Raw genomic sequence first — 25119 nt, 5'->3', positions numbered from 1 at the left:
AAAACTAAGTCGTTATTTTTTTAATTGTATTTTAATTCTGCTATTTATTTTATTTAGCATATTACCTATTACTTCAGAGGCTTGCATGAAAAACAACATAAAAAAGAGTATCACCCGAGTATTAAAAGCAAACGCATCATTATTGCTTTTTGTTAGCTTAATGCTAGTTTTTCGCAGTGCCGTCGCTGACTGGAATGATGTTCCTACCGGCTCTATGAAACCAACTATTGTCGAAGGTGACCGAATTTTAATTAATAAGATGGCTTACGATTTAAAGCTGCCGTTTACTCAGTATTCATTGATAAAGTTTTCTGATCCTTTACCGAATGATATTATTATTTTTGAGTCAAAAGTGGCAGAAAAACGTTTAGTTAAGCGTGTTATTGGTGTACCAGGTGATACAGTTTCAATGCATAAAAACCAGTTATTCATTAACCAAGATACAGCGAACTACCAGCTCATTACAGAAAATGCTAATTTTACTTTAAGCGAAGAAAGTATCGGGGGTAATCGCCATTTAATTAGAACTTCAGTAATGCCAGGACACAATAACCCTTACCCATTAGAAAGCTTTAAACCGGTAACTATTCCAGAGGGATATTATTTAGTTATGGGCGACAACCGAGATAACAGTGCCGACTCTCGTGCCATAGGACTTATTCCAAGAGCAGAAATTATAGGTAGATCAAGTACTGTGGTTTTTTCTCTGGATTATGAAAACTACTTATTACCCAGAGCTGAACGATTTTTGAAATCCATTTAGTTAATATCTAAGCTATTTGTCGAGTAATAGCGGGCTATTGGGATTGAAAACAACGCAGTTATTGACGATTTAAACCGCCTTAAAATGAGCGATTATTTATTTCAATTGGTATTAAAGCCTCTTGTTGTTATCCTCAAAGCCCATTACTATTCAGGCACTTCTTACTAAAATGGCTATAAGTAATTAACCTATGAATCGCTCAAAACTTTCGAAACTATCAATTGCTGCATTAATTTTTGCTAGCACCTCAAGCTTTGCTACCGTTGTTGAATTCACGACTTCTCAAGGTAACTTCAAGGTTAACCTTCACGATGAAACAACACCAGAAACGGTCGCTAATTTTTTAAAATATATTAATGATGGTGATTACAACAATACCGTTGTTCATCGTGTTGTACCTGACTTTGTCATGCAAGCAGGCGGGTTTGAGTTTACTGGAGGGTTTCCGTTAACCCCAATAGCTACTGATAGCGCTATTATCAACGAGCCTGTTTTTTCCAATGTACGTGGTACTATTGCGATGGCTAAAGTGGCCAACAACGAAAATAGTGCTACTAGCCAATGGTTTGTTAATTTATCTGATAATAGTGGCGGCACTGCTGAATTAGATACACAAAATGGCGGTTTTACTGTATTCGGTGAAGTAATTGAAGGGTTAGAAAATATCGATAATATGTCAGATATATTTCGTTGTAGCGATGTCCCAATGCCTGGATATAACGCCACACAATGCTCTGATAGTAGCTTTGTACCCGGCGTTGAAAACTTTGTGACCATAGAAACCGTAACGATAGTCGATGCAACAGTTAACACGGCAGCAAGCTTAGCTGGTGTTAGGAACACCTCATTAAACACTACGCCACCAGTATCAGAGCCTTCAGAGCCAACAACGTCAAGTAGTGGTGGCGGCTCAATGACCTGGTTCAGTTTAATTTTTGTTGGCTTAATTACCTTAAAAAGACGCTTTAAATAGCGAGCAATAATAAAACCTAGTTGCCATATTAACAGCAACTAGGTTTAAGTTTACTGACTATTAGCCTGATGATTGACTTAATTGCTTTTGACACCATAAGTCGATTAACAACCTTGATATTGACTCTTTTCTTGGTAATTTAGGTCCGTCACTCTCATCTCCCCATTCACCAAAGTTAACAAGTTCTTGCGCAGTAAACCAGTCCGCGCTGCGAAGCTCTTCCTCTTCAAGGCATAGCTCTGTATTTTGTGCTCTAGCAATAAAACCTATCATTAAAGAGTGTGGAAAAGGCCAAGGTTGCGAGTCAATAAACTCAATATCTGTGGTTTTAACACCTGCTTCTTCGAAAACCTCTCTAGCGACTGCTTCTTGTAAAGACTCGCCTGGGTCAACAAAGCCTGCGAGTGTAGAAAAAACTTTTTCGGGTATTCTATGATGCTCAGCTAATAAACAAACTGCAGGCCCTGATTTTGGTTGATGCTCAACCAACATAATTACTGCAGGATCAGTACGAGGAAAATGCTCTTTTTTACAGCCAGTATTTTGACAAACTAAACGGTGACCGCCATCCATAAGCTTGGTTTTTTCACCACAATGCCCACAAAATGAAGCACTTTTTTGCCAATGTATTAACGCCTTTGCATAACTTAATATAGCGCCTTGATGTTGGTTTAATAGTGTTAGTGAACTTCTAAAATCAATAAACTTTAGCTTTTGTATAGCAAGTTTATCCAACCATTGCTTCATCTCAACATCAGTCAAAAATGAAAGGTCACAAACAAAATATGCTGCATCTTGCTCTGTTCCTAAAAAGGTAACCCGATTATCACTAATTGCTTGATTAAATAATGCCGAACTTGAACAATCAAGCGTTAAATCCGCTGTTGATGCTTTGCTATAAACAAATAGACGTTCTTCAAGATAAAGGTACTTGCCGCGCCAATAAAAATAGAAACAACTTTCAGTTGCTGCTAGTTTTTGCTCCAACCAAGACTGATTTTTTCTTAACGTTGATGCTCTATCAAGCGGCATTTTACAAAACGTTAACTCATTGTCCATATTACTTCCCAATGCTTATTGTTATTCAACAAATGCTACTTTTGAATATATTAAAAATTCATACTACTCACGATATATGGCTAACACATGCGTTAATGATCGACTTTTGCACGTAGTAACTTATTAGAACTGTTCTTCTTTTTAGAGTCCAAACGTCTGAGGTTTGAGCCCTTTGTTGGCTTGGTCGCTCGTCTGACTTTTTTTACTATCATGGCCGCATTTATTAACGCTTTTAAACGTTTCAATGCATCATCTTTATTCATAGATTGCGTGCGAAAAGATTGTGCTTTAATAATGATAACACCGTCACTTGAAATACGACTGTCTGAGAGCTTCAATAATCTATCTTTGTATATAGCTGGTAATGTAGAGCGCTTAATGTCAAAACGTAAATGTATTGCAGTTTCAACTTTATTAACTCTTTGCCCACCGTTTCCTGTAGCTCGTATGCCTGTTAGCTCAATTTCCCAATCAGCAAGCATGACATTGTTGGAAATTTCTAGCATATACCCTCTTTTTTGTATCTTTTAATAAATATAGTAAGGCTATTTCATTGTAATGCCAAACTAAGTGAAACTTTGCAGAATAAGATGAGCATTTCTGAGCATAAAAAAAGGAGGCAATTGCCTCCTCGAGTAAGTTACTAATATCGTCGTTTAACTTAAACTCATTTCTTGTACTTTTTCGTGAGCAATCTCTGGTGCAGTAATTTCAGGCTTACTATGCAGATTGGCTTTTAACAAACCTTTACGGTGTTTTAATGCTGCGTCTAATTTTTTCGCTGCTGCTGCAATGGCAGGATACATAACATTGTCGCTTGCTGAGGCGGAAATACGACCACCTTCATAAGTTGTTCGCAACTCTACACTATGTTGGTTATGTTCGTGCGATAAAATAACATCGAGTGAAATTAAGGTTGGGAAGTGTGTCGCTATTTTTGAAAACTTTTCGTTGATATGTTCTTTAATTGAATCTGAAACTTCAACATGGTGACCAGAAAGATTTATTTTCATATTTTTTCCTTTTATTGTCTACTCAATAATAATACTTGGGTCAAAAGGTTAAAAACGCAAGTTAATTAGTATTTATTTTTTTGATTAATAATTTCAAAAATCAATTTGTAAAATAAAACTTAACAATAAAACTTCGCTATAAGCTTTATAAACATTAGTATTTAATCAGTTCAAACAACATCACCATTTACTTATTTTCGATTAAGTTAATATTTTTATTAAAGCTAATCTATTAAACAAAAAGCACATTTTTTAAGATGATTCGGTTATAATAATTGCTTATAAACTATTTATTTTCGACCAAAGAAGAGAATTTTGAATGTTTGATGATATTCGCCCTTATCGTGATGATGAGGTAGTTGACGTAATCGAAAAATTAATCAATGAAAAAGGCTTACAAGCTTCAATTGCTAGTCTTAAAATGCCGCGCTTATATCAAGTTTTTCCTTCGCTTGCTTGCACTATCGTTAAATGGTCTTTAAAAATTCGCGTGCAAAAGTTTCACAATATTGAGCAAATTCAAATCGAAGTAGCTAAATACCTCCATCATCTGATCAAAAGCAGTACAGCTGGTTTTAGCTTTAGCGGTATGGATAATTTTGACAACACTAAGCCTGCACTTTTCATTAGTAATCATCGTGATATTGTTTTAGATGTTGCTTTAGTAAATTTAGCGTTATACAAAAGTGGTATCAGCACGGTTGAAGCTGCCGTTGGTGATAATTTATTAGATCAGCCTTGGGTCGCCGACCTTATGCGTATCAATAAAAGCTTTATTGTTAAACGCAGTGAAGACACTAAACGTGCAATGCTGACAGCATCGAAGCAACTTTCGGCTTATATTCACGACACAGTATCTAACCGTCAACAAAACATTTGGATTGCACAACGTGAAGGTCGTGCTAAAGACGGTATAGATAAAACAAACTCTGCATTAATTTCGATGTTGTTGCTTAATAAAGATAAACAAACCCCCATAGCAGACTACCTTGCTGAAATTAATATAGTTCCGGTGTCGATTTCTTATGAATTTGACCCCTGCGATACTGACAAAGCCATTGAGCTTGCTGAAAAAGAAGCAACAGGCAGTTATCAGAAGAAAGCAGGTGAAGACTTAAGGAGCATTACGCAAGGTTTAGTTGGGCAAAAAGGTCGCGTACACATAGAGTTTTGCCAGCCAATTCAAGGCGACTATTGCGACAGCAAAGCCATTGCAGCCGCAATAGACAAAGAGATTATAAGCCACTATAAATTATACGACTCTAACCTAGTAGCGCACGCTAAACTCAATAATTTATCGATCAACGATACTGTATTAAAGCTTTTAAATAAGCGTATGGAAAACCTTAGTACAGCACAACAACATTGGTTATTAACTATGTATGCTAACCCTGTTACAGCTAAGCAAAATTTGCAACTATAAATAAGACAACCTTCCAAACAGACGTTTTTCAAGTACTGTATTGCTCGTCTTAAATTGTGTAAACATTTAAGGCGAGAAAATTCTCAGATAACGGCGTAATGTATCCTAAAAGCACAGTTCAATGGTTAGACGTAAACGATTAATAAGCTATACGCTTAACAAATATCGACTTAAAACAAAGGTAATTAAACCAATAAACATGGTGAAATAAATGCTTTTAGTTTTGGCTGCGGTTAATACTGCCAAGGTCGCTGAAATTAAATAAGGGTTTTGTAACGAAACACTTAACTCACCCTGTTGAACAAAAATAATAGGCACCCAAATAGCCGTTAATACTGCGGGTGCACTAAAGCTTAATAGTTTTGCCATTTTTGCGCCTAGGCGCACAGGTAAACGTGGATGAATGAAGAGATAACGGGTAGTAAACGTGATCAGCGCCATCAACACAATCGTCAGTAATGTCATAGCTTATCCTCAACGGATAAAGATGAATGTTTTTTACTTGTTACATTGTCACTGCTGCTCTCATTATGTGTCTCGTCAAGGCTGTCGTTATCGTCAGGCTTATCGACTCTTTTATGTTTATGCTGAAATCTGTCGGTAAGGTAACCGCAATACATGGCAATTAATGCCGCAGCAACTAAATCTAATTCAAATGCCATTAACTTAAATACAACAGACAAAATAGCAGCCACTATTACTGTTACCAAAATAGGCAAATTAATAACCGTAGGAATAACTAGGGCAATAAAAGTCACCGCAATGGCAAAATCTAAACCTAAATGGGTTAAGTCAGGAAGGTAACTGCCAGCAATAACCCCTGCTACATTCCATAACAGCCAAAACACATAGAAACTGCCACCAGCCACTACGGCATAAATCAGCCTTAATTGCCCAACAAACGACTTACTATGACTCGACAGCGCAAATAATTCATCGGTCAATAAAAAGCCAAGTCCATAACGCCACTTCGTTGGTAGAACTTTTAACTTATCTCGTAACGCCAAGCCATATAAAAAATGTCGCGAACTAATAATAAAAGTAGTAAATAAAATAGTCGCCAGCGAAGCGTTATTGGCGATTAATTCAATCGCAACAAGCTGTGCTGAGCCAGCAAAAACTATCAAGGGCATGAGGATAGCTTCGAGAGCCGAAAAATCACGTTGAACAGCTAAAGAGCCACACAGAATTCCCCAAGGCAAAACTGCTAAGTTGAGAGGTAACATGTCAAAAAAGCCTTTTCTTGCCATCAACCAGCGCGCTTTTTTCTTGCTAAGTGCCATTAAACTAAAAACCTTATAGGTACATCTAACTAAACGATAAATTACAATTTATATCTACATAGTAAATTGCTGAAACATACAACTTGGGTTTAACATTTCAAAGAGATAATAAAAAAGAGGCTTATTGCCTCTTCATCATTGTTTTTCAATGCTATAACGCTTGGGCGTAAGCACGTGCTTTTTCTAAGTCTTCTGGTGTGTCTACACCTTCCACTTCCAAACGAGTATTAGCTACCGCAACGTGAATTTTTTCACCTTGCCAAAGTACTCGCAGTTGCTCTAAAGATTCAACTTGCTCTAATTGGCTTGCTGGCCACTGAACATAATCTTTAATAAAACCGGCACGATAAGCATAAATACCAATATGACGGAGATAGTAGTCACCAATGGCATTTATATTGTCATTATTGAGAAAACGTTCACGGTCGTACGGTATAGTCGCACGGCTAAAGTACATTGCATAACCATTTCTATCGCATAACACTTTAACCGCATTAGGGTTAAGTGCTTCTTCGACATTATCAATTTTCATCGCTAACGTTGCCATTCTAGCTTGGTTTTGATTTGATAAGTTTTCTGCAACTTGAGCAATATTTTCAACTGGAATAAATGGCTCATCTCCTTGCACGTTAACAATAACTTGCTGATCTGAAAACTGATAAGTTTGCATAACTTCAGCTAGACGTTCAGTGCCCGACTGATGATCAGCACGGGTTTTACAAACTTCACCGCCAAAGCTTTTAACCACGCGAGCAACTTCATCGTTATCTGTTGCTACAATAACTTGCTCTGCGCCACTCGCTAAGGCCTTTTCCACAACCCATTGGATCATCGGCTTGCCAGCGATATCAGCAAGTACCTTACCCGGTAAACGTGACGATTCAAACCTAGCAGGGATCACTACCACAAATGACATAAAAACCTCTTTAAACTTATATTTTTTATACGACATAACTCAGCATAAATTAACTCAGCATGGCATTTCTAATTTTAGTAAAAAGTTAAACGTCATCCGCGCTAATGCGACGCGCTTCACTTTCAAGTAACACGGGAATATCTTTTTCTATTGCATAAGATAAACGGTCAAACTTACAAATTAACGTTTGTTGCTCTTTGTTGTAATCTAACTTTCCTTTACAAACTGGGCACGCTAGGATTTCCATTAATTTAGTATCAAACGCCATTATTCTCTCTCTTAAGTCTCTTATTACCTAATAAATAGTTATCAGGTGTTAATGTTGATTAAAGCTCATAATTAATACGAATAGCTACTGCATAGCGTTCATGCGTTTAATTTAAGCTCAATTTTATTTATTGTTATGCATAAGGCTTTATTTTTAACATTGGCAATAGCCTATATGCTTTTTGGAACAAGCCTTACAATATTATTAATAACGTTTGAAATTAATTCGTTATTAGTTGAGAAATCTGCATCTACAGGCAAATACCAAAAATTATCTTGAGCAAATCCAGCACATTTAACCGCATCTTTTTCTGTCATTAATAACGGTATATCTTGAGAAAACGCCTGTAAATCATCAGCAGTAAAAGCTTGATGATCAATAAAGCCCTTAGCCAAGGCTAAATTAAAACCGAGATGTTCAAGCGTATTAAAAAACCGCTGAGGATCGCCAATACCTGCTAAGGCATTAATGGTTTTATCACGGGTTAATTGTGTGGTTAAAAAAGTTTCTAGCGCAATTACCACACCACTTTTAACATTAATAACTTGCTTAGCTTTTAACTGCATCGTTAATACAGGTATCGAAAGTTTACTGCCGTTACACGGCCATGAACTCTCGCCATTTACAATCACACAGTTAGCACTATTTATTCGTGAAGTTGTTTCGCGCAATGGTCCTGAAGGTAATAATAAGCCGTTGCCAAACAAGCGCTTGCCATCAACTACAACAAATTCGAAATCTCTTGCTAAGCGATAATGTTGCAAGCCATCATCTGCAATTATTAATTCGCAGCCTAAATCAACCAAGCGCTGACATGCTTGCACTCTATCAGCGCCAATCACCACAGGAACACCCGTTCGCTTAAAGATTAATAAAGGTTCATCGCCAGCCTGTTCTGCATTACTTTCATGACTAACTTGATAAGGGTAGTGCGGCGCTTTTGAACCATAACCACGACTTACCACCCCAACCTTTAACCCTTGTTCAGTAAGCTTTTCAACCAAATATAACGTGGTAGGTGTTTTCCCATTACCGCCAATGCCAATATTGCCAACCACCACAATAGGAACTGAAATCTTAATACGCTTTAGTAGTCCAACTTGGTACGCTATTCGGCGCAAAAAACTGATGATGGCGAACATAACCGTTAATGGAAACAATAGCGGCACGTATAGCCATTTAGCCACATGCCCTTGAAACCATACTTTTTCAATTAATCGCATTATTATTTGCCGCAACCATTCAAGTAATACATAACCTGTTAATCACCAAATTGAAATTTATGTAGTTGAGCATAAGCGCCGTTTAACGCTAATAATGTTGGGTGGTCGCCCTGCTCTTTAATTTTTCCTTGCTCCATAACAATAATTTTATCGGCACTTTCTATGGTGGATAAACGATGGGCAATAACGATACAAGTACGATTCTTCTGTAATATGCTTAAGGCATCTTGAATGTGGCGTTCAGACTCAGTATCAAGTGCGCTGGTAGCTTCATCTAGAATTAAAAATGGTGCATCACATAATAAAGCTCGTGCTATAGCCACGCGTTGACGTTGTCCACCCGATAACATAGCGCCATTGTCACCAATATTTGTCTCTAGCCCTTCAGGTAACGCTTCAACAAACTCCATAACATGCGCTTTACGGGCAGCATCTTCAATTTCTTCACGTGTAGCTTCAGGTTTTCCGTAAGCTATATTATTGGCAATAGAGTCATTAAACAGCACAACTTGTTGCGAAACGTAAGCAAATTGTTTACGTAAATCTTTTAATTTGTAGTCTTTAATATCTTGCCCATCAATTAAAACCTTGCCTGATGTCGCATTATAAAATCGTAACAATAACGAACTAGCCGTAGATTTACCGCTACCTGAACGCCCAACTAAAGCAACCGTTTCGCCAACATTTGCCGTAAAACTTAAATCGGTTAGTGCTTGTTTTTCTTCGTCATCATTATAAAAGAAATTAACATGTTCAAACGCCAATGTACCTTTTGCTCGTTCAATTGATAACGTGCCGGTGTCGTGTTCTGTTTTTTGATCAAGCACGCCAAAAATACTGACACAAGCGGCCATACCCTTTTGAAATTCGCTATTAACCGTTGTTAGTAATTTAAGCGGACGAAGCAGCGTAACCATACACATTAATATTGTCATAAATACACCGGCAGAAATGTCAGCTCGCATCGAGTCTAAATTAGCAACATACAAAACAAATGCTAAAGCAAACGACGCTATAATTTGAATAACCGGAACACTAGCCGCTTGGGTTGCTACCATTTTCATACGTTGTTGACGATTTTGTCTATTAATTTTAGAAAAGCGAGCAAACTCTCGCTCTTGGCCATCAAAGGTTAATACCACTTTATGGCCATTAAAAGTTTGCTCTGCCGCCGTGGTCACTTCGCCCATGGCATTTTGAATACCTTTACTTATTTTGCGAAAACGACCAGAAACCACTGTGACTATGCCGGCAATAACAGGTGTGATCAGTAAAAAAATCGACGCTAACTGCCAACTGTTATAAAACATAACAATAAGCAAACCTAACACAAAAGCCCCTTGCTGAACCAAGGTCAGTAAAGCTTTAGAAACCGCACTAAGCACTTGCTCTGTATCAAAGGTTAATTTTGAGATCAAACTCCCTGTTGATTCTTTATCATGGTAAGCAACCGGCATTGACATAACATGTTCAAATAGCTCTTGGCGTATATTAGCAACAACATTATTCCCCAACCAAGCCAAAGTATAATTACCCGCAAAGTGACAAATACCGCGAAGAATGAACATAATAACAATGACAAAGGGTGCCCACTTCATAAATTCAGGATCTTGGCCGTCTAAGCCTTTATCGATAAGGGGCTGAAGCTGTGAAAAAACAAAACTGTCGATAGCGGCATAACCAAGCATGCCTAGAATAGATACAACAGCAGCCGCTTTGTAAATTTTGGCGTAACCCAAAAGGCGCTTAAAGTTTTTTCGCGTGGTATCTTTTGTAGTCAGTTGTTGGGGTTTTGTCGACATTCATACTCTCAATACGTTATCAAAAAATATCATCCCTAAGGGATTACTTTAATTATAGATATTAAATTATCTGAGTATTTTAACGCTATTTTACCAATCAACCAACCGATAAACTTTCATCAGCGATAAAAACCTATTAATTACGGTAAAACTATTGCCCACCTACCTAATTTACAAACCAGTATGGGCGCATGTTCTCACGATAACTCAACACTTCAATATGTTTCTCATCGTTAGTTTTTTTCGCTTTATCTGGACTAAATTTAAAAGTGACCATGCCGACCTCAGCAGTATTAAAGGTTTGTATATTAAACCTATTATAGCGCTTGGTTATTTCGTCTGTTGGCATATGCCAACGGTTCAAGTAACCGGCACTAAATACCGCAAAACTAGGTGAAACAGCAGTTAAAAATTGGCGACTCGACGATGACTTAGAGCCATGATGGGGAACAATCAATAAATCACTGCTCAAGCTTTTACGAATGCTCTTTATATTTAATAACCGCCTTTCTTGCTTTACCGAAATGTCACCGGGCAATAAAACACTATGTACACCATCACCAACAACAACCACACATGAGTCATCATTTTTATCGCCATCAGGTTTTATAGGCGCTAACATTTCAAAACTTAACCCCTGCCAACTAAAACGTTGCCCCATCAAACAAGACCTATCAGGATTAAGTTTACTGTCATTTGCTATAACGTGATCAATACGCATTTTTGCTCTTAATTGCTCTAAACTGCCCGCATGATCATTATCATTGTGACTAATAATAACGCCATCAATCGATTGATACCCCTGATGGGCTAAGTAAGGTAATAGCGCCGCATCGGCCATATTAAAACCGCTCGGGTAACTCGCACCAGTATCATAAATATAAACATGGTTATTTTTCTCAATAACAATGGCGAGCCCATGTCCAACGTCTAGTACCGATAATTGCCAAGTCTGTTGTTGGCTATTTTTAAATAATTCTAGAGAGACGGCGATTACAAATAAGCCCAAAGTAGCAATAAACTTACCTTTACTGAGACGAAAAAATAACGCTAATGCAATAAAAATAAAAAACATCATCAATAATTGAATTTGCTGATATGAAATAGCAACCATAGCCCACTTTGCATCAGCTAAATAACTCAACCACTGCCAGACAAACGACAAACAAAGCAATGCAAAATCAACAATAAAGCCTGACAATACACTACTAAATGGCGATACCACTACCGCCAGCAGTGTTAAAGGAATAACACTAACACTCATCAAAGGCACAGCGATAATATTGGCAAAAAATGCCGCAAGTGGCAGTTGATAACTTAAGGTGCCGGCAATCGGTAACATAGCCATAGTTAACGCCAATTGCATAATAAGCAGCGTTTTAACCCACAACCAGGCTCGAGCTTTAATTTTCCGAAATTTTCTATTTACCGGGTTTTCTGGTACCTTTTCAAGCAATACATTGGAGGCTTCTTCTAACGGCACTTTAGGTATTGAAAAGCGTGCGAATGTTGAAAAAATAATAACTAATGCTGAAACTGAAAGCCAAAAACTGGCACTAATTAAACTTAACGGCCAAATCAACACAATAATGACAATAGCGAATAAAAACCAACGTATTAAATTAAGCCTAATATGCAAAACCTTAAGCGCCCAAAACAACAGCAACATAACCAATGCACGTAAAGTCGGAATAGAAAATCCAGCTAAATAGGCGTAATACCATGCCATAAAACAACTACACAGCACGGCAATATAACTAAAGTTTTGTTGCATCAATTTTAGCTGCCAACGTTTAGATAACAGTAAATTCAACGGTAACAGTCGAGTAAGTAATCTTATAAGCATCAAACTTGCAATGGCGACAATACCAATATGTAAACCTGAGATAGCGATAAGATGTTGTGTTGCCGTTGCTGACAACACTTGCCAGTGCTCTGTCGTTAATTTACCTCGCTCGCCAAACCCTAACGCTAGAATTAATCCCCCAAGAGGTTCATCTGCCAAAGCAATAGTTAACTTTTGGTATAAGGTTTGACGCCAACTCACTTGTTCATTAAGCAAAACATTGCGCTTAATGTTTATTAACTTAGCTTTAGGTTTTTTATCTGCCTTAACATAGCCCGTAGCAACTATTTGTTGTTGCCTTAGCCATACTTGGTAATTAAACCCACCTATATTTGCTAGCCCATGCGAAGGTTTTAATTTTACCGCCAATTGCCATTGTTGACCTTGTAACAAAGGTTTTTCAGCATTTTTCCATGATAAACGCACCAAAAAGGGAGTAGTTACTGGTTGCCCTGCCCAATGGCTTATAAGAAAGTTAAAGCGACTATTGCCCGACTTTATATGCACAATGTTACGTACTTCACCTTGGATCAGATGAACTTGCTTATGTAACATTATATGGTCAATATTATTGTGACTTAAGGTATGTTTGTATTGGCTGCCGGCAAGTAAAATCCACACTATTGCAATAGCAGAAATAGCCATTAATCTAAACTTGGCTGTAAAAAGAAGTGCTAAAGACATCATCAATATTATCAGTAACAAAGAAAACTCTGGCACTAAGGGTAAGAATAATGACAAAATAGCGCTGATAAAAAATGTTAGTAGCCACCATTCCATAGTGATTAATATCCATTTAACCATATAAAGTTAAGTATATTTATGCCGAAAAAATTGATTCAACGTTTGATGCCTGATCATCAAAAAATCAAAAGTAACAAACATTTAAAAATTTTCGGTGCATTACTGCATAATGCCAACTTGTGGTATTTAAACCGTAACTCCGTTAGTAAAGCATTTGCTGTAGGGTTGTTTTTTGCCTTTATGCCAGTTCCATTTCAAATGATATTAGCGGCAGGCATTGCCATTATAGTACATGCCAACCTACCTTTATCCATTGCGCTTTGTTGGATCACTAACCCTTTGACTATGCCTGCAATTTTTTACTTTTGTTACGTCGTTGGCACATGGATTGTTGGTGTACCAACTCGACAATTTGCTTTTGAAGCAAGCTGGCAATGGTTAGCAGAAAGCATTTCAACTATTGGCCCAGCTTTTATCGTAGGCTGTGTGGTACTTGGCATTATATTTTCTATTTTAGGCTATATCTCAATAAATACCATTTGGCGATATTCAGTAGCAAAAGAGTGGAAAAAGCGTCAAGCACGTAGACGTTAATATCGAGTAACTATGAGCACGTAAACGGATGAAAATGGACTAAAAAATCAGACAACAAGTCTGATTTTTTTGTTTTATAAAACGGATTTTTTAAAAGTATTAATCGTGTTTTAAAAGCTATAAATGTAGTTTTTATAATATCGGCTTAGTTTTAAGCTTGCCCTAACACTTTAGCCGGCTCAACTTTTGTCGCCCGCCATGCTGGGTAAATAGTTGCAAGTAAACTCATCATTAATGCGGTAACAACCGTATTAATTACATCTTGCTCTCGCAGTAATGTCGGTAAAAAATCAATAAAATATACATCAGCCGATAAAAACTCTACAGATAACGTTGCTTCTATCGCACGGATAATATCGGTTAGATTAAGCGAGATTAAAATCCCTAAAGCGGCACCTAGCGCACAACCAACAATGCCATTCATTAACCCCTGAAACATAAAACTAGCCATAATGGTGCTCGATTTTGCCCCCATGGTTTTTAATATAGCAATGTCAGATTTCTTCTCGTTTACAGCCATAATAAGTGTCGACACTATGTTAAAACTGGCTACTGCAATCACCAAAACTAAAACGATAAACATCACTAAACGCACGAGCTGAATATCGTTAAATAAATGCCCGTGGCTACGTGTCCAATCCAACATATAAACATAAAAATCAAAATTGTATGCTACCTGTCGAATAATACTTGGCGCGGCAAAAACATCGTCTACTTTTAAACGTATTCCTTGTACTTCATCTGCTTTATAACCCAGTAACTCACCTGCTTTAGCCAAATTAATAAAGACTTGTGTATCGTCAATAGTACCGCCAAATTTAAACACCCCAACAATAGTCGCTTGCTGAGTAACTGGTACTGGAAATTGCTGATTTTTACTCGTTTGTTGATGACTTAACGTTGCAGGAGGTAATAGTAACTGAACCTTATCACCTACTTCTACTGCAAGTTTACGAGCAACACCTGCGCCAATCACAACGCCATTTTCAAGTGATAAATCTTGCCAACTACCGGCAATTATATAACGAGATATTGCTGAAACTTGTTGTTCTAATGCTACGTCAACACCACGTATTTCTACGCCTTTTAACGCTGCCGACTTTTGCATCATGCCCTGTGTTTTTATAAAAGGCGCGGCGGCAATAACATTAGAGTTTTGCTGAATCAGCGCAACATTTTTAGGCCATTTATTTATTGGTTCATTAACAGTCAACACTTCAGCATGAGGTACAATCGATAATAAATGTGTCGCTAAAGCGCGTTCAAAACCATTCATTGCCGATAACACAACAATCAACACCATTACACCAATAACAATACCTATAGTTGAAGAAGCTGAAATAAAAGAAGAAAAACCCTTGCTATGACGACTTCGCACATAGCGTAAGCCAATAAAAACACTTAATGGTTTTCGCACCTAAGTATCTCCATCTTTTTTACTGTTCGTGTTCTGGGTATTTTCAAGCAGCTTTAAATGACCATGATCTAACGTTAACTGGCGGTCCATTTTGGCAGCCAAAGTTAAGTCATGAGTTACAATAACAAAGCTCGTATTTACTGTGCGGTTTAACGCTTGCAGCAACTGATAAATTTGTTCTGCCGTATCAAAATCTAGATTTCCTGTTGGCTCATCAGCCAGTATAAGTGAAGGTTTTGTCACTAACGCTCTGGCTATAGCAACACGCTGACGTTCGCCCCCTGAAAGCTCAGACGGTCTATGGTGACTACGATGTGCTAAACCAACCTGCTCAAGCATTTCTTTTGCAAGCTGCCTAGCAACTTTTGGTTTATCACCTCGAATTAACAACGGCATTGCCACATTCTCTTCGGCGCTAAACTCCATCATTAAATGATGAAACTGATAAATAAAGCCAATGTGTTGATTTCTAAATTTCGCTCGCTGCTTTTCAGACAACTGATGAATATTAACACCGTTAATAAAAACTTCGCCTGAACTTGGGGTATCTAAAGCGCCAGCTAAATGCAAAAAAGTACTCTTACCACAGCCCGAACTGCCAACAATTGCAACCAACTCTCCGGCTTTAACTGCTAAATTTAGATTGGATAATACTTGGGTCGTTTCAGGACCTTGTTGGTAAGATTTACTGAGTTGGCGACACTCCAGCCCGAGTGCAAGCTCAGATTGTTGTGAAACTTGATTGTGGTTTTTATTCATCTGGTCATTCAACTCACTATTCAATTCACTGTTCAACTCGCTATTCAATTCGCTATTCAATTCATTGTCCATTTTACTATTCATTTCTAAGCACCTCTGCAGGCTGTGTTTGTGCCGCGCGATAAGCAGGATAAAGGGTGGCTAAAAAGCTCATAACCAGCGCAGAGGAAACTATAATTAATATATCCATTGGGTTTATTGCCACAGGTAGTTCTTGTCCTGCACCCAAGAGGTTGACACCCAACAAGCTAAATAAGGTATTTAAATTTAAGGTTAATATTACGCCGAGTGTTACGCCCAAAATAACGCCAAAAATGCCGTTTGTTAATCCTTGGGTGATAAATATTTTAACAATGCCACTTCGGTCTAAGCCTAAGGTTTGTAAAATACTGATCTCGCCTTGTTTATCAATAACCACCATCACAAGGGCAGAAACAATATTAAAAGCAGCAACGGCAATAATAAGACTGAGCATCAGCCACATCATGTTTTTTTCCATACTCACCGCGGCAAATAAAGCGCCCTGACTTTCTTGCCAGCTGACAAATTTAAAGTTCGGATACTTTAGCGATAACTGCGATATTAGATGTTCAGCTTTAAAGGCATCATCTAAATAAAGTCTCAGTTGGTTGACTCCATCACTTTTATTTCGATGCAACTTAGCACCATCTTTAATTTCAATAAAAACCATGGCTTCATCTACTTGCGAGCCGACATTAAAAATACCAACCACGGTAAAAGTACGATGAACAGGTACCCGCCCCATAGGAGTAAATATAGTTTTATTCGGTAAGGTTAGTCGCACAGTATTGCCTAAACTAACATTTAACTTTCGGGCTAATGCTTGCCCCAAAACTATACTAAAGGGCTGCGTATCTAGCTTCGATAGTTGGCCATATTCCATGGAGCTGTTAATAATATTATGCTGTTCAAACTCAGGCATAATGCCATGTACTAAAACACCTTGTAATGCGGTTTTAGACTGAATTAATGCTTCGCTTTCTTGAAAGGGGGTTACTTGAATGACCTCAGGCAAGGTAACTATATCGCGCTGTAAGTCGCGCCAATTATCGATATGCTTTTGATCTGTTGACATTAATACATGCGGCACTAACCCCAACACACGCCTTTTTTGCTCCTGCTCTAAGCCATCCATAACAGAAACCACGGTGATCAAAGAAGCAACACCTAGCACAATGCCAATAATGGAGAAAAATGTAATAAAGGAGACAAATCCTTTTCCTTGGCTGCTACGACTATATTTTAAGCCGATATAAACACTAACTGGCTGAAACATGAACTCTTTCTTAATTGATAATGGCAATAATACCCAAACTATTAGCCTAAAATAATAACACAGCTCTTTAAAATATATCTGCTGACTTTAGTAACTTTCTGTCTTTTAGATAAATACGTCCTAAATAAAAGTTTTTGGCTTTCGCTAGAGATAAAAAACGACGACAAAATAGCAAAGAGCCGACACAAAATAATGAAGTAATAGATCTCAGAGACTCATATTTATTTGTCGCTGTAAATTTAAAACTACATTACAAGTTAACAACTTGTTAAAAAATAACAAATTTAATCTAGCATATCAGCTTAATAGCCTTTAATATCGCCTACTTTACATAAAAGCTCGGCAACATTCTGAGCATTCTTACCAATTAAATAGTGAGTATTGAATGAAGAAAATATTAACAAGTGCCGTTTGCACATCTTTACTGTTCATTGCTGGTTGTAATGAAACCACCTCTCCAAAAGCAGAAGTTGCAGCCCCAGTAATGCAAAAAACGGCATTAGCCTCTGGTATAGATAAAGCTAATATGGACCTTTCTGTTCGTCCACAAGATAACTTTTACCGCTACGTTAATGGTGCCTGGTTAAATAAACATGAAATTCCTGGTGACAAAACTTCAATTGGTTCATTTTACGACTTACGCGATGAAGCCGACGATAGCGTAAAAGCCATTATTGAAGAGTTAGCCGCTACTAAAAACTTGAAAATGGGCAGCGATGAGCAAAAAGTTGCTGACTTATTTCGTTCATTTATGGATGAAGAAGCCCGCAATGCTTTAGGCACTGCGCCAATTCAACCAATATTTGATCAAATCAATAACCTTAAAAATAAAACTGAACTAGCGACATTTTTTGGTGAAAATCAAAAAATTGGTATAAATACCCCTTTAGCATTTTACATCAGTGTAGATGCTAAAGATTCAACTCGCTACGCCACTCATGTCTGGCAGAACGGTCTAGGCTTACCTGATAAAGACTACTATTTCAACGATACAGAGCGCTTTAAACAATTGCGTGCAGGTTATGTTGCTCACATTGAAAACATGTTCAACTTAGCTGGTTTAAAAGATGGTAAAGCAGCGGCACAAACTATTATGGCGCTTGAAACAAAGTTAGCCGGTTTTCACTGGACAAAAGTTGAATCTCGAGATAGCACCAAGCGTTATAACAAATTTAACGTTAGCGAGTTAAACACAGTTACTGATGCCTTTAACTGGACTGCATTTCTTGAAGCACAAGGTGTTCCTGCTCAAAAAGATCTTATTATTAACCAACCTTCGTTTGTTAAAGGTTTTGGTGAAACTTTCGCAGCAACTTCTTTAGCCGATTGGCAAACTTACTTAACTTTTCACACACTAAGTAATTTTGCTAATTCACTTACCACGGCCTTGAATGATGAGAACTTTGACTTTTACTCAAAGCAATTAAGTGGTCGTGAAGAGCAACGTCCAGCATGGAAACGCGGTGTTGCCGTGGTAAATAGCAACTTAGGTGAAGTTATTGGTAAAGTTTATGTTGGCCGCCACTTTAAGCCTGAAGCGAAAGTGCGTATGACAGAGTTAGTTGAAAACTTGCGTGGTGCATACGGCGCTAGTATTGATGATCTTGAGTGGATGTCAGACGCCACTAAAAAAGCAGCTCATGTTAAGTTAGCTAGCTTTGATCCTAAAATAGGTTACCCAGACAAATGGGAAGATTACTCTGCATTAGTTATCAAAAGTGACGACTTAGTCGGCAACAAAATTCGCTCTGGTACTGTGGCTCATAATAAAGAAGTGGCTAAACTAGGCGGCCCAATTGATCGTCAAGAATGGGGCATGACACCACAAACCGTCAATGCATACTACAACCCAACCAAAAATGAAATTGTATTTCCAGCGGCTATTTTACAACCACCATTTTTTAACTTAGCTGCAGATGATGCAGTAAACTACGGCGGTATTGGCGCAGTTATTGGTCATGAAATGGGCCACGGCTTCGACGACCAAGGCAGTAAATATGATGGTGACGGCAATATGCGTAATTGGTGGACTGAAGATGATTTAGCAGCCTTTAAAGTACGCACAGACAACTTAGTAGCTCAATACAATAATTATGCGGTATTTGACGACTTAAACGTTAACGGTGAACTTACTTTAGGCGAAAACATTGGTGATTTATCTGGGGTTTCTATTGCTTATAAAGCCTACAAAGCCTCATTAAATGGCAAACCAGCGCCAGTAATCGATGGTTTAACGGGTGATCAACGTTTCTTTATGGGCTTTGCGCAAGTATGGCGTGGAAAAATGGTTGAAAAGTCTTTACGTAACCGTGTTGCCACCGACCCACACTCTCCTGCTGAGTTCCGTGCTTTAGGTTCTTTATCAAACATGCCTGAGTTCTATCGTGCCTTTGATGTTAAAGAAGGTGACGCTATGTATATTGCACCTGAGAATCGCGTTAAAATTTGGTAATATCGCTTAATTTATACCATAACTTAACACGATAAATTGAAAGGAGCTTCGGCTCCTTTTTTATTAAATTTATCTCAACTCAAGACAGTCACAGGTTTTCATTGTAAAGCGCTGTACTTAACCGTAAAATCTCCCGCTTAACAAACGATACTTTAGCCAAGCATGCTAATTACTTTTGGCTAATTTATAGGGAACACGGTTTAATGCCGTGACTGTACCCGCAACTGTAAGTAACTTTTCTTTAAAAGTTATAAGTCAGGACACCTAGTATCAACATGTTTAAATAACACTATTTGAATAAAACTAATAACACCGTGCGGGAATACACGTGAGTTACACTGTCTACAAGACACTTGTTTCCTATTATTGTCGCGCCTTAATTAATTTAATATTTATTTAAATTCATCAATTTGGTATCACTTTTAGGCAGTAATGAAAATACTCTACTTTTACAGTATGTTAAAAAGCACCGCCTTAGTTATTAACACTCAGGGCTGCTTGTAATGGCAAAATTACTCAGTGTGGCATCATTATCTTGGTCTGTTGATAAACAAGTTATTATCAAGAACATTTCATTTGACGTTAATAGCGGCGATATTATTGGCATTATCGGCCCTAATGGCGCAGGTAAAACAACCTTATTAAAGTGCTTATTAAACCATTACAAGAATTGGCAAGGTACTATCAAGCTAAAAAATAAGGCTCTGTCTCAATACAAGCCTAATGAATTAGCACAAACATTCGCTTTAGTGGTGCAAAATTCCCCACCTATATTTGATTTAAAAGTTTATGACGTGGTTCGCATGGGCTTGTTACCCTATAAAACCCTATTTGCTCGCGACAGCGACACTGATAAAAAAAATATTATTAGCGCGCTTGAAAAAGTGGGTTTAGCCAACAGCCAAGCTAAGTTTTTCAATACCTTATCGGGTGGTGAACAACAACGGGTTTTAATTGCCAAAGCCTTAGTGCAAAAAGCAAAAGTATTAGTTCTAGATGAACCAACTAATCATTTAGATATTTACTATCAACATCAAATATTACAATTAGTTAAGGCGTTAAACATTACGGTTATTATGACAATACATGACCTTAACCTGGCTGCCCATTACTGTAATAGGTTGCTTTTGTTAGATAAAGGCCAATTAGTTAGTGACAACAGCGTAGATAAAGTATTAAAGCCTGAATTACTCACCAAAGTTTTTGGCTTACCTTGCTATCGAGACGACGCGCAACATTGTGGAGTACCTCGAGTATATTTTTATCCAGCTTCACAAACTGCAAGCAATATACCGTTGGCTAATAAACCCGATAACTCGGCTAACCATGAAGGTGAATTGTCTTGAATGCTAATCTAGGTAATATTCTACGTTCTGTTAGTGCAATAAAAAGTAAAAACTCTTGGGTATTTTCAGGCTTAATTATTTTTACTTTCCTCTCAATTATTATGTCAATTACCTTTGGACCGGCAAACATAACTGGTGACGATATACTTCAATGTGTTATGTATGAATGTATGTCACCTATACACGACATGGTAATTTGGCAAATTCGTATTCCACGCGTTTTAGTCGGCTTAGTTGCCGGCATGGGCTTAGCTTGTGCAGGTGCTATTTTGCAAAATGTAACACGCAATCCACTCGCCGATCCCTATTTATTTGGCATAATTTCGGGCGCTGGCTTAGGCGCAACTATTGCTACATTTGCCTTTAATGATCAACAATCTCTTGCCTTACCGCTAGCGGCATTTCTTGGTGCGTTGTTTTCCGTCGTCATTGTTTTTGGTATAGCAACTTTATTACGTAATATGAATCACCTCCTACTTACAGGTGTTGCCGTTTCTTTCATGTTAGGCTCAATCAGTCACTTTATTCTTTATCTTGGCGATCCTTTTGCTACCAATCGTGTTATTTTTTGGCTTATGGGTAGCTTAGCGCGCGTTGAAATGTTTCACTTTTATTTGATTGGCGCTATTGTGCTGATCACCTTGTTAACTATTTTTGCCTTACATCGACAAATTGACGCTTTATTACTTGGCGATGAAAGCGCAGCAAGCCTTGGTGTAAACATTGATAAACTCCGTTTAATATTATTAGCTTTGTGTGCGGCAGTTACCGCAACAATAGTAGCTTACTGCGGCGGCATTGGTTTTGTAGGCTTGATGATCCCACATATTGTTAGACAATTAGTTGGCGTTACAACTATGCCACTCATTATTGGTTCAGCACTGGTTGGCGGCTGTTTTTTAGTTTGGGTTGATGTTGCAGCACGCAGTGCGTTCAGTAATGTTGAAATCCCCATTGGTATCATTACCTCAGCCATCGGCAGTATTTTCTTTTTAGCGATTATGTATCGCACGCGTAAAACAGGATAACTCTCATGACAACAGAAACAGATAAAACACAAAAACACCAAGCTCGTATGCAACGTATTAAAGAAAAAGTTGATGCTCGCATTGATTCAGCTCAAGAAGAGCGTGGTTTATTAATTGTAATTACCGGCAATGGTAAAGGTAAGTCTACCTCAGGATTTGGTACGTTAGCGCGCGCCGTAGGTCATGGTTATAAAGCAGCGGCATTACAGTTTATTAAAGGCGATTGGGCCTGTGGTGAACGTAATCTTTTAGAAAATAATGGTGTTGAATTTCATGTCATGGCAACCGGCTTTACTTGGGACACACAAGATAAATCTAAAGATATTGCCGCCGCCACAAAAGTTTGGCAAGAAGCTAAACGATTGTTACAAGATGAAAGCGTTGATGTGGTTTTGCTTGATGAGTTAACTTATATGCTGTCATACAAATACCTTGATTTAGACGAAGTTATTGAAGCCATAGTAAACCGCCCAGCTATGCAGCATGTCATTATTACCGGTCGCGCATGTCATCGCAGCATTATTGAGCTTGCCGATACCGTTAGCGAGGTTCAACCGCTTAAACATGCCTTTGATAACGGTATAAAAGCACAAAAAGGTATCGACTGGTAAATTAACTAACAGCGACATCAGCAATGATAAGATGGAATTTTATGAAATTAACACATGTGTTCAATTTGGCAATTATCTGTATTTTAGCCCTAGCTAGCGTAGAGGCTTATAGCAGTAATAATGCCGTTAAAGCCAATATAGAAACAACTAAACCTAAAATAATTGCGCTTGCTCCGCATATTGTTGAAATGCTATTTGATATTGGCGCAGGTGAACAAATTATTGCAACCACTGAATATGCCGATTACCCGTTAGCTGCACAGAAAATCCCAAGAATAGGTAGCTCAATGCGCATTCAGTTAGAGCGCGTTATTGAGTTACAACCTGACGTAATTATTGCTTGGGAAAGTGGTAGCCCTAGTGATGATTTAGCACGTTTAAAACAGTTAGGCTTCAAAATAGTGTATTCGCAGCCCGATAGCTTTGCTGAAGTGGCTCAAGAGCTGCGCTTATTTGGCAAGCTATCAGGTCATAGTGAACAAGCAGAACGAGTGGCTAATAAATTTTTAATTGATTTAGCAGAAATAAAAAAGCAATACGGCCAGAAAAAACCGTTAACAGGCTTTTATGAAGTATGGTCAAGGCCATTAACGACCATTGCTCAAGACAGTTGGCCACAACAGTTTTTAGAAATATGCAGTATAAAAAACCCATTTGAAACTGCAAAAACTAGCTACCCGCAAGTAAATATTGAACAAGTTCTACAGCACTCTATTGATATTATTATTCAACCACTGTCAAAAAAACAGCAAGGCGGAGATGAATACAACTGGAAGCAATGGTCAATATTGCCTGCAGTTAAGCACCAACAATACATTATTTTAGATGCTGATATTGTCCATCGCATGACAACACGCAGTTTAGTGGCACTCAACGACTTATGCCAGCAAGCCGAAAAAAGCAGAGCCTATTACCACCAAAACTCAAGCACGCATTAGTGCAAGTTTAATCAGAACAAACAAAGAAGTAATCTCTGCTATTATTACTTCTTTGTACTACTACCGATGTAACTTAACACCTTAGGTTAAACGCAAATTCGATTTAAGGTGGTGTCAACTTGTAATGCCGTTTGTTGTTGCATTTCAGCAAGCTCTGTCACATTAAGCAAATTACTATTAAGCTCTCGACTTAAGTTCACCACTATTGACATATTTTCACTGATTGAGGCTGTGGCCTGTTTTTGTTCGGTTGTGTCTTGCGCCATTTGCGATGTTAACACGTCAACATCGGTGAAAACCTGCCCAATTTTACCTAATGCCTCAGCTACCTCAGCAGAATGTATTAAGCTTTCACGTGATAAGCCTTGGCCACGTTCAATAGCATTAACCGCATTGGTTGACTTATCTTGTAAACCTTCAACCATGGCATGAATTTCTACGGTAGATTCTTGCGTACGGTGGGCTAATGCACGCACTTCATCAGCAACCACCGCAAAACCTCGCCCTTGTTCACCTGCTCTAGCGGCCTCAATAGCAGCATTTAATGCCAATAAGTTGGTTTGGTCTGCAATGCCTTTGATCACTTCTAGCACCGAGCCAATACGAGAACATTCTTCCTGTAATAAAACTAAATCTGAGGCCATTATAGTCACTTCATTATCGAAGTCTTCAATGGTATTTTTACTTGTGGTTGAAGCATGAGCGCCCTGCTTCAATAAAGCAGACACTTGACTAGTTGTTTCACTTACCTTAGTTGCGCTATCAGAAAGAGTGGTCGATGTTAAAGCAACTTGCTCGATTGAACTTGCCATTTGCTCAATTTGATTTACAGATTGATCAACCGCCCCTACCGAGCCATGCATTTGTTCTGTTAGGGAAGATGAACCTTGTTTTAAAGCATCAGACTCCGCTCTAATTTCATTAATTACATCAGCTAAATTAACAATGAATTTCGAGAGTTCATTGGTCACCTTTGCTAATCCATCACGATTATCATCTTTAAGGGCTACACTTGGTGCCTCGTTAATACTTGCTACTTGATCAATATAAAGTTGCAATTTAACAAGCCTTTGACTGAGCTTTTTTTGTGAATAAATATAACTAACGATTATTTGTGTAGCTACCATCGCTATTAAAAATAGCATGGTGGCATTTTGGCTAAAGTCGCCGATAAGAGCAAAAGCAATAATGCTCACAAAGCCAATTGATATAGTAGGTATAAGTAATTTGATACTGAGACGATTAGACATCATTATTTCCGAATATTGTAAAGTAGTAACTTAGTGAACTTTTTTATGGTTTTTGAATTAAGCTGTTCTTGTTCACGTGTTTGAGCTTACAATTAAATTACATGCTATTGTACT

The 25119-nt window shown here is 38.0% G+C and carries 23 protein-coding genes and 1 riboswitch; of the genes, 9 read left to right on the top strand and 14 right to left on the bottom strand.

Annotation, left to right across the window (positions count from 1 at the left end):
- The first annotated feature begins 97 nt into the window (after positions 1-97).
- Together lepB and B6A32_RS14900 are read left to right on the top strand one after the other, a co-directional pair.
- The gene (gene lepB / locus B6A32_RS14905; protein ID WP_085305559.1) at positions 98-763 is read left to right on the top strand and encodes a signal peptidase I; all 666 of its coding nucleotides are present in this window, start codon (positions 98-100) and stop codon (positions 761-763) included.
- 190 nt (positions 764-953) lie between these two features.
- Positions 954-1736 carry a peptidylprolyl isomerase gene (locus B6A32_RS14900; RefSeq protein WP_085305487.1) on the top strand — a complete coding sequence of 261 codons (783 nt, stop codon included), beginning with the start codon at positions 954-956 and terminating at the stop codon, positions 1734-1736.
- A gap of 60 nt (positions 1737-1796) precedes the next feature.
- On the opposite strand, the gene nudC is transcribed toward B6A32_RS14900, so the two are convergent.
- The 3 genes from nudC to hpf all read right to left on the bottom strand — a co-directional run bounded on the left by nudC (position 1797) and on the right by hpf (position 3808).
- Complete coding sequence (gene nudC / locus B6A32_RS14895; RefSeq protein WP_085305485.1) at positions 1797-2795, bottom strand: NAD(+) diphosphatase; 999 nt, start codon at positions 2793-2795, stop codon at positions 1797-1799.
- Between the two features lie 92 nt (positions 2796-2887).
- Positions 2888-3301 carry an alternative ribosome rescue aminoacyl-tRNA hydrolase ArfB gene (arfB, locus tag B6A32_RS14890; RefSeq protein ID WP_085305483.1) on the bottom strand — a complete coding sequence of 138 codons (414 nt, stop codon included), beginning with the start codon at positions 3299-3301 and terminating at the stop codon, positions 2888-2890.
- 150 nt (positions 3302-3451) lie between these two features.
- The gene (hpf, locus tag B6A32_RS14885; protein ID WP_085305481.1) at positions 3452-3808 is read right to left on the bottom strand and encodes a ribosome hibernation-promoting factor, HPF/YfiA family; all 357 of its coding nucleotides are present in this window, start codon (positions 3806-3808) and stop codon (positions 3452-3454) included.
- A 319-nt stretch (positions 3809-4127) separates the two neighbouring features.
- On the opposite strand from hpf, the gene B6A32_RS14880 reads away from it, so the two are divergent.
- Complete coding sequence (locus B6A32_RS14880) at positions 4128-5231, top strand: 1-acyl-sn-glycerol-3-phosphate acyltransferase (RefSeq protein WP_085305479.1); 1104 nt, start codon at positions 4128-4130, stop codon at positions 5229-5231.
- Between the two features lie 147 nt (positions 5232-5378).
- On the opposite strand, the gene B6A32_RS14875 is transcribed toward B6A32_RS14880, so the two are convergent.
- The 7 genes from B6A32_RS14875 to B6A32_RS14845 all read right to left on the bottom strand — a co-directional run bounded on the left by B6A32_RS14875 (position 5379) and on the right by B6A32_RS14845 (position 13349).
- Positions 5379-5696: an AzlD domain-containing protein gene (locus tag B6A32_RS14875; RefSeq protein ID WP_085305477.1), complete on the bottom strand. Its 318-nt coding sequence runs from the start codon at positions 5694-5696 to the stop codon at positions 5379-5381.
- A complete protein-coding gene (locus B6A32_RS14870) occupies positions 5693-6514 on the bottom strand; it encodes an AzlC family ABC transporter permease (RefSeq protein ID WP_233131434.1) in 822 nt (273 codons plus the stop codon). Before B6A32_RS14870 ends, B6A32_RS14875 begins: the two co-directional genes overlap by 4 nt.
- A gap of 151 nt (positions 6515-6665) precedes the next feature.
- Positions 6666-7430, bottom strand: a complete 765-nt coding sequence (gene kdsB, locus B6A32_RS14865; RefSeq protein WP_085305475.1) for a 3-deoxy-manno-octulosonate cytidylyltransferase — start codon at positions 7428-7430, stop codon at positions 6666-6668.
- An 85-nt stretch (positions 7431-7515) separates the two neighbouring features.
- Complete coding sequence (locus B6A32_RS14860; RefSeq protein WP_085305473.1) at positions 7516-7698, bottom strand: Trm112 family protein; 183 nt, start codon at positions 7696-7698, stop codon at positions 7516-7518.
- Between the two features lie 170 nt (positions 7699-7868).
- On the bottom strand, positions 7869-8921 hold the full coding sequence (lpxK, locus tag B6A32_RS14855; RefSeq protein ID WP_085305471.1) for a tetraacyldisaccharide 4'-kinase: 1053 nt from the start codon (positions 8919-8921) through the stop codon (positions 7869-7871).
- 38 nt (positions 8922-8959) lie between these two features.
- Positions 8960-10723, bottom strand: a complete 1764-nt coding sequence (gene msbA / locus B6A32_RS14850; RefSeq protein WP_085305469.1) for a lipid A export permease/ATP-binding protein MsbA — start codon at positions 10721-10723, stop codon at positions 8960-8962.
- 166 nt (positions 10724-10889) lie between these two features.
- The gene (locus B6A32_RS14845) at positions 10890-13349 is read right to left on the bottom strand and encodes a DNA internalization-related competence protein ComEC/Rec2 (protein WP_158088497.1); all 2460 of its coding nucleotides are present in this window, start codon (positions 13347-13349) and stop codon (positions 10890-10892) included.
- A 42-nt stretch (positions 13350-13391) separates the two neighbouring features.
- On the opposite strand from B6A32_RS14845, the gene B6A32_RS14840 reads away from it, so the two are divergent.
- The gene (locus B6A32_RS14840; RefSeq protein ID WP_085305465.1) at positions 13392-13907 is read left to right on the top strand and encodes a DUF2062 domain-containing protein; all 516 of its coding nucleotides are present in this window, start codon (positions 13392-13394) and stop codon (positions 13905-13907) included.
- A gap of 151 nt (positions 13908-14058) precedes the next feature.
- Here B6A32_RS14840 and lolE read toward each other — a convergent pair whose 3' ends face one another.
- The 3 genes from lolE to B6A32_RS14825 all read right to left on the bottom strand — a co-directional run bounded on the left by lolE (position 14059) and on the right by B6A32_RS14825 (position 17380).
- Positions 14059-15324, bottom strand: a complete 1266-nt coding sequence (gene lolE, locus B6A32_RS14835; RefSeq protein ID WP_085305463.1) for a lipoprotein-releasing ABC transporter permease subunit LolE — start codon at positions 15322-15324, stop codon at positions 14059-14061.
- Positions 15325-16083, bottom strand: a complete 759-nt coding sequence (gene lolD / locus B6A32_RS14830; RefSeq protein WP_085305555.1) for a lipoprotein-releasing ABC transporter ATP-binding protein LolD — start codon at positions 16081-16083, stop codon at positions 15325-15327. It abuts the gene before it with no gap.
- 76 nt (positions 16084-16159) lie between these two features.
- On the bottom strand, positions 16160-17380 hold the full coding sequence (locus B6A32_RS14825) for a lipoprotein-releasing ABC transporter permease subunit (RefSeq protein ID WP_085305461.1): 1221 nt from the start codon (positions 17378-17380) through the stop codon (positions 16160-16162).
- Between the two features lie 385 nt (positions 17381-17765).
- Here B6A32_RS14825 and B6A32_RS14820 point away from each other — a divergent pair, with 385 nt between their 5' ends.
- The 5 genes from B6A32_RS14820 (at position 17766) to B6A32_RS14800 (ending at position 23755) form a co-directional block, all read left to right on the top strand.
- Positions 17766-19832, top strand: coding sequence for a M13 family metallopeptidase (locus tag B6A32_RS14820; protein WP_085305459.1), 2067 nt, complete (start codon positions 17766-17768; stop codon positions 19830-19832).
- 136 nt (positions 19833-19968) lie between these two features.
- Positions 19969-20118, top strand: a riboswitch (cobalamin riboswitch).
- 217 nt (positions 20119-20335) lie between these two features.
- Positions 20336-21178 (top strand): ABC transporter ATP-binding protein, encoded by an 843-nt coding sequence (locus B6A32_RS14815; RefSeq protein WP_085305457.1) that lies wholly within the window; start codon positions 20336-20338, stop codon positions 21176-21178.
- Entirely contained in the window at positions 21175-22206 is a 1032-nt protein-coding gene (locus B6A32_RS14810) for a FecCD family ABC transporter permease (protein ID WP_408607675.1), read from the top strand. The genes B6A32_RS14815 and B6A32_RS14810 overlap by 4 nt, the downstream gene beginning before the upstream one ends.
- 5 nt (positions 22207-22211) lie before the next feature.
- Complete coding sequence (gene cobO / locus B6A32_RS14805; protein WP_085305455.1) at positions 22212-22817, top strand: cob(I)yrinic acid a,c-diamide adenosyltransferase; 606 nt, start codon at positions 22212-22214, stop codon at positions 22815-22817.
- Positions 22818-22858: 41 nt separating this feature from the next.
- Positions 22859-23755, top strand: coding sequence for a cobalamin-binding protein (locus B6A32_RS14800; RefSeq protein WP_085305453.1), 897 nt, complete (start codon positions 22859-22861; stop codon positions 23753-23755).
- An 86-nt stretch (positions 23756-23841) separates the two neighbouring features.
- On the opposite strand, the gene B6A32_RS14795 is transcribed toward B6A32_RS14800, so the two are convergent.
- Positions 23842-25008 carry a methyl-accepting chemotaxis protein gene (locus B6A32_RS14795; protein ID WP_085305451.1) on the bottom strand — a complete coding sequence of 389 codons (1167 nt, stop codon included), beginning with the start codon at positions 25006-25008 and terminating at the stop codon, positions 23842-23844.
- Between the last annotated feature and the right edge of the window lie 111 nt (positions 25009-25119).

Source organism: Colwellia polaris, from assembly GCF_002104515.1.
Classification (GTDB): Bacteria; Pseudomonadota; Gammaproteobacteria; order Enterobacterales; family Alteromonadaceae; genus Cognaticolwellia; species Cognaticolwellia polaris.
This window is presented reverse-complemented; position numbering and strand designations above follow the sequence as displayed.

Bases quoted from the DNA above. Each gene is read 5' to 3' on its own strand.
- B6A32_RS14900 (WP_085305487.1), top strand. From the start codon at position 954: ATGAATCGCTCAAAACTTTCGAAACTATCAATTGCTGCATTAATTTTT.
- nudC (WP_085305485.1), bottom strand. From the start codon at position 2,795: ATGGACAATGAGTTAACGTTTTGTAAAATGCCGCTTGATAGAGCATCA.
- arfB (WP_085305483.1), bottom strand. From the start codon at position 3,301: ATGCTAGAAATTTCCAACAATGTCATGCTTGCTGATTGGGAAATTGAG.
- hpf (WP_085305481.1), bottom strand. From the start codon at position 3,808: ATGAAAATAAATCTTTCTGGTCACCATGTTGAAGTTTCAGATTCAATT.
- B6A32_RS14880 (WP_085305479.1), top strand. From the start codon at position 4,128: ATGTTTGATGATATTCGCCCTTATCGTGATGATGAGGTAGTTGACGTA.
- B6A32_RS14875 (WP_085305477.1), bottom strand. From the start codon at position 5,696: ATGACATTACTGACGATTGTGTTGATGGCGCTGATCACGTTTACTACC.
- B6A32_RS14870 (WP_233131434.1), bottom strand. From the start codon at position 6,514: ATGGCACTTAGCAAGAAAAAAGCGCGCTGGTTGATGGCAAGAAAAGGC.
- kdsB (WP_085305475.1), bottom strand. From the start codon at position 7,430: ATGTCATTTGTGGTAGTGATCCCTGCTAGGTTTGAATCGTCACGTTTA.
- B6A32_RS14860 (WP_085305473.1), bottom strand. From the start codon at position 7,698: ATGGCGTTTGATACTAAATTAATGGAAATCCTAGCGTGCCCAGTTTGT.
- lpxK (WP_085305471.1), bottom strand. From the start codon at position 8,921: ATGCGATTAATTGAAAAAGTATGGTTTCAAGGGCATGTGGCTAAATGG.
- msbA (WP_085305469.1), bottom strand. From the start codon at position 10,723: ATGTCGACAAAACCCCAACAACTGACTACAAAAGATACCACGCGAAAA.
- B6A32_RS14845 (WP_158088497.1), bottom strand. From the start codon at position 13,349: ATGGAATGGTGGCTACTAACATTTTTTATCAGCGCTATTTTGTCATTA.
- B6A32_RS14840 (WP_085305465.1), top strand. From the start codon at position 13,392: ATGCCGAAAAAATTGATTCAACGTTTGATGCCTGATCATCAAAAAATC.
- lolD (WP_085305555.1), bottom strand. From the start codon at position 16,083: ATGAATAAAAACCACAATCAAGTTTCACAACAATCTGAGCTTGCACTC.
- B6A32_RS14825 (WP_085305461.1), bottom strand. From the start codon at position 17,380: ATGTTTCAGCCAGTTAGTGTTTATATCGGCTTAAAATATAGTCGTAGC.
- B6A32_RS14820 (WP_085305459.1), top strand. From the start codon at position 17,766: ATGAAGAAAATATTAACAAGTGCCGTTTGCACATCTTTACTGTTCATT.
- B6A32_RS14815 (WP_085305457.1), top strand. From the start codon at position 20,336: ATGGCAAAATTACTCAGTGTGGCATCATTATCTTGGTCTGTTGATAAA.
- cobO (WP_085305455.1), top strand. From the start codon at position 22,212: ATGACAACAGAAACAGATAAAACACAAAAACACCAAGCTCGTATGCAA.
- B6A32_RS14800 (WP_085305453.1), top strand. From the start codon at position 22,859: ATGAAATTAACACATGTGTTCAATTTGGCAATTATCTGTATTTTAGCC.
- B6A32_RS14795 (WP_085305451.1), bottom strand. From the start codon at position 25,008: ATGATGTCTAATCGTCTCAGTATCAAATTACTTATACCTACTATATCA.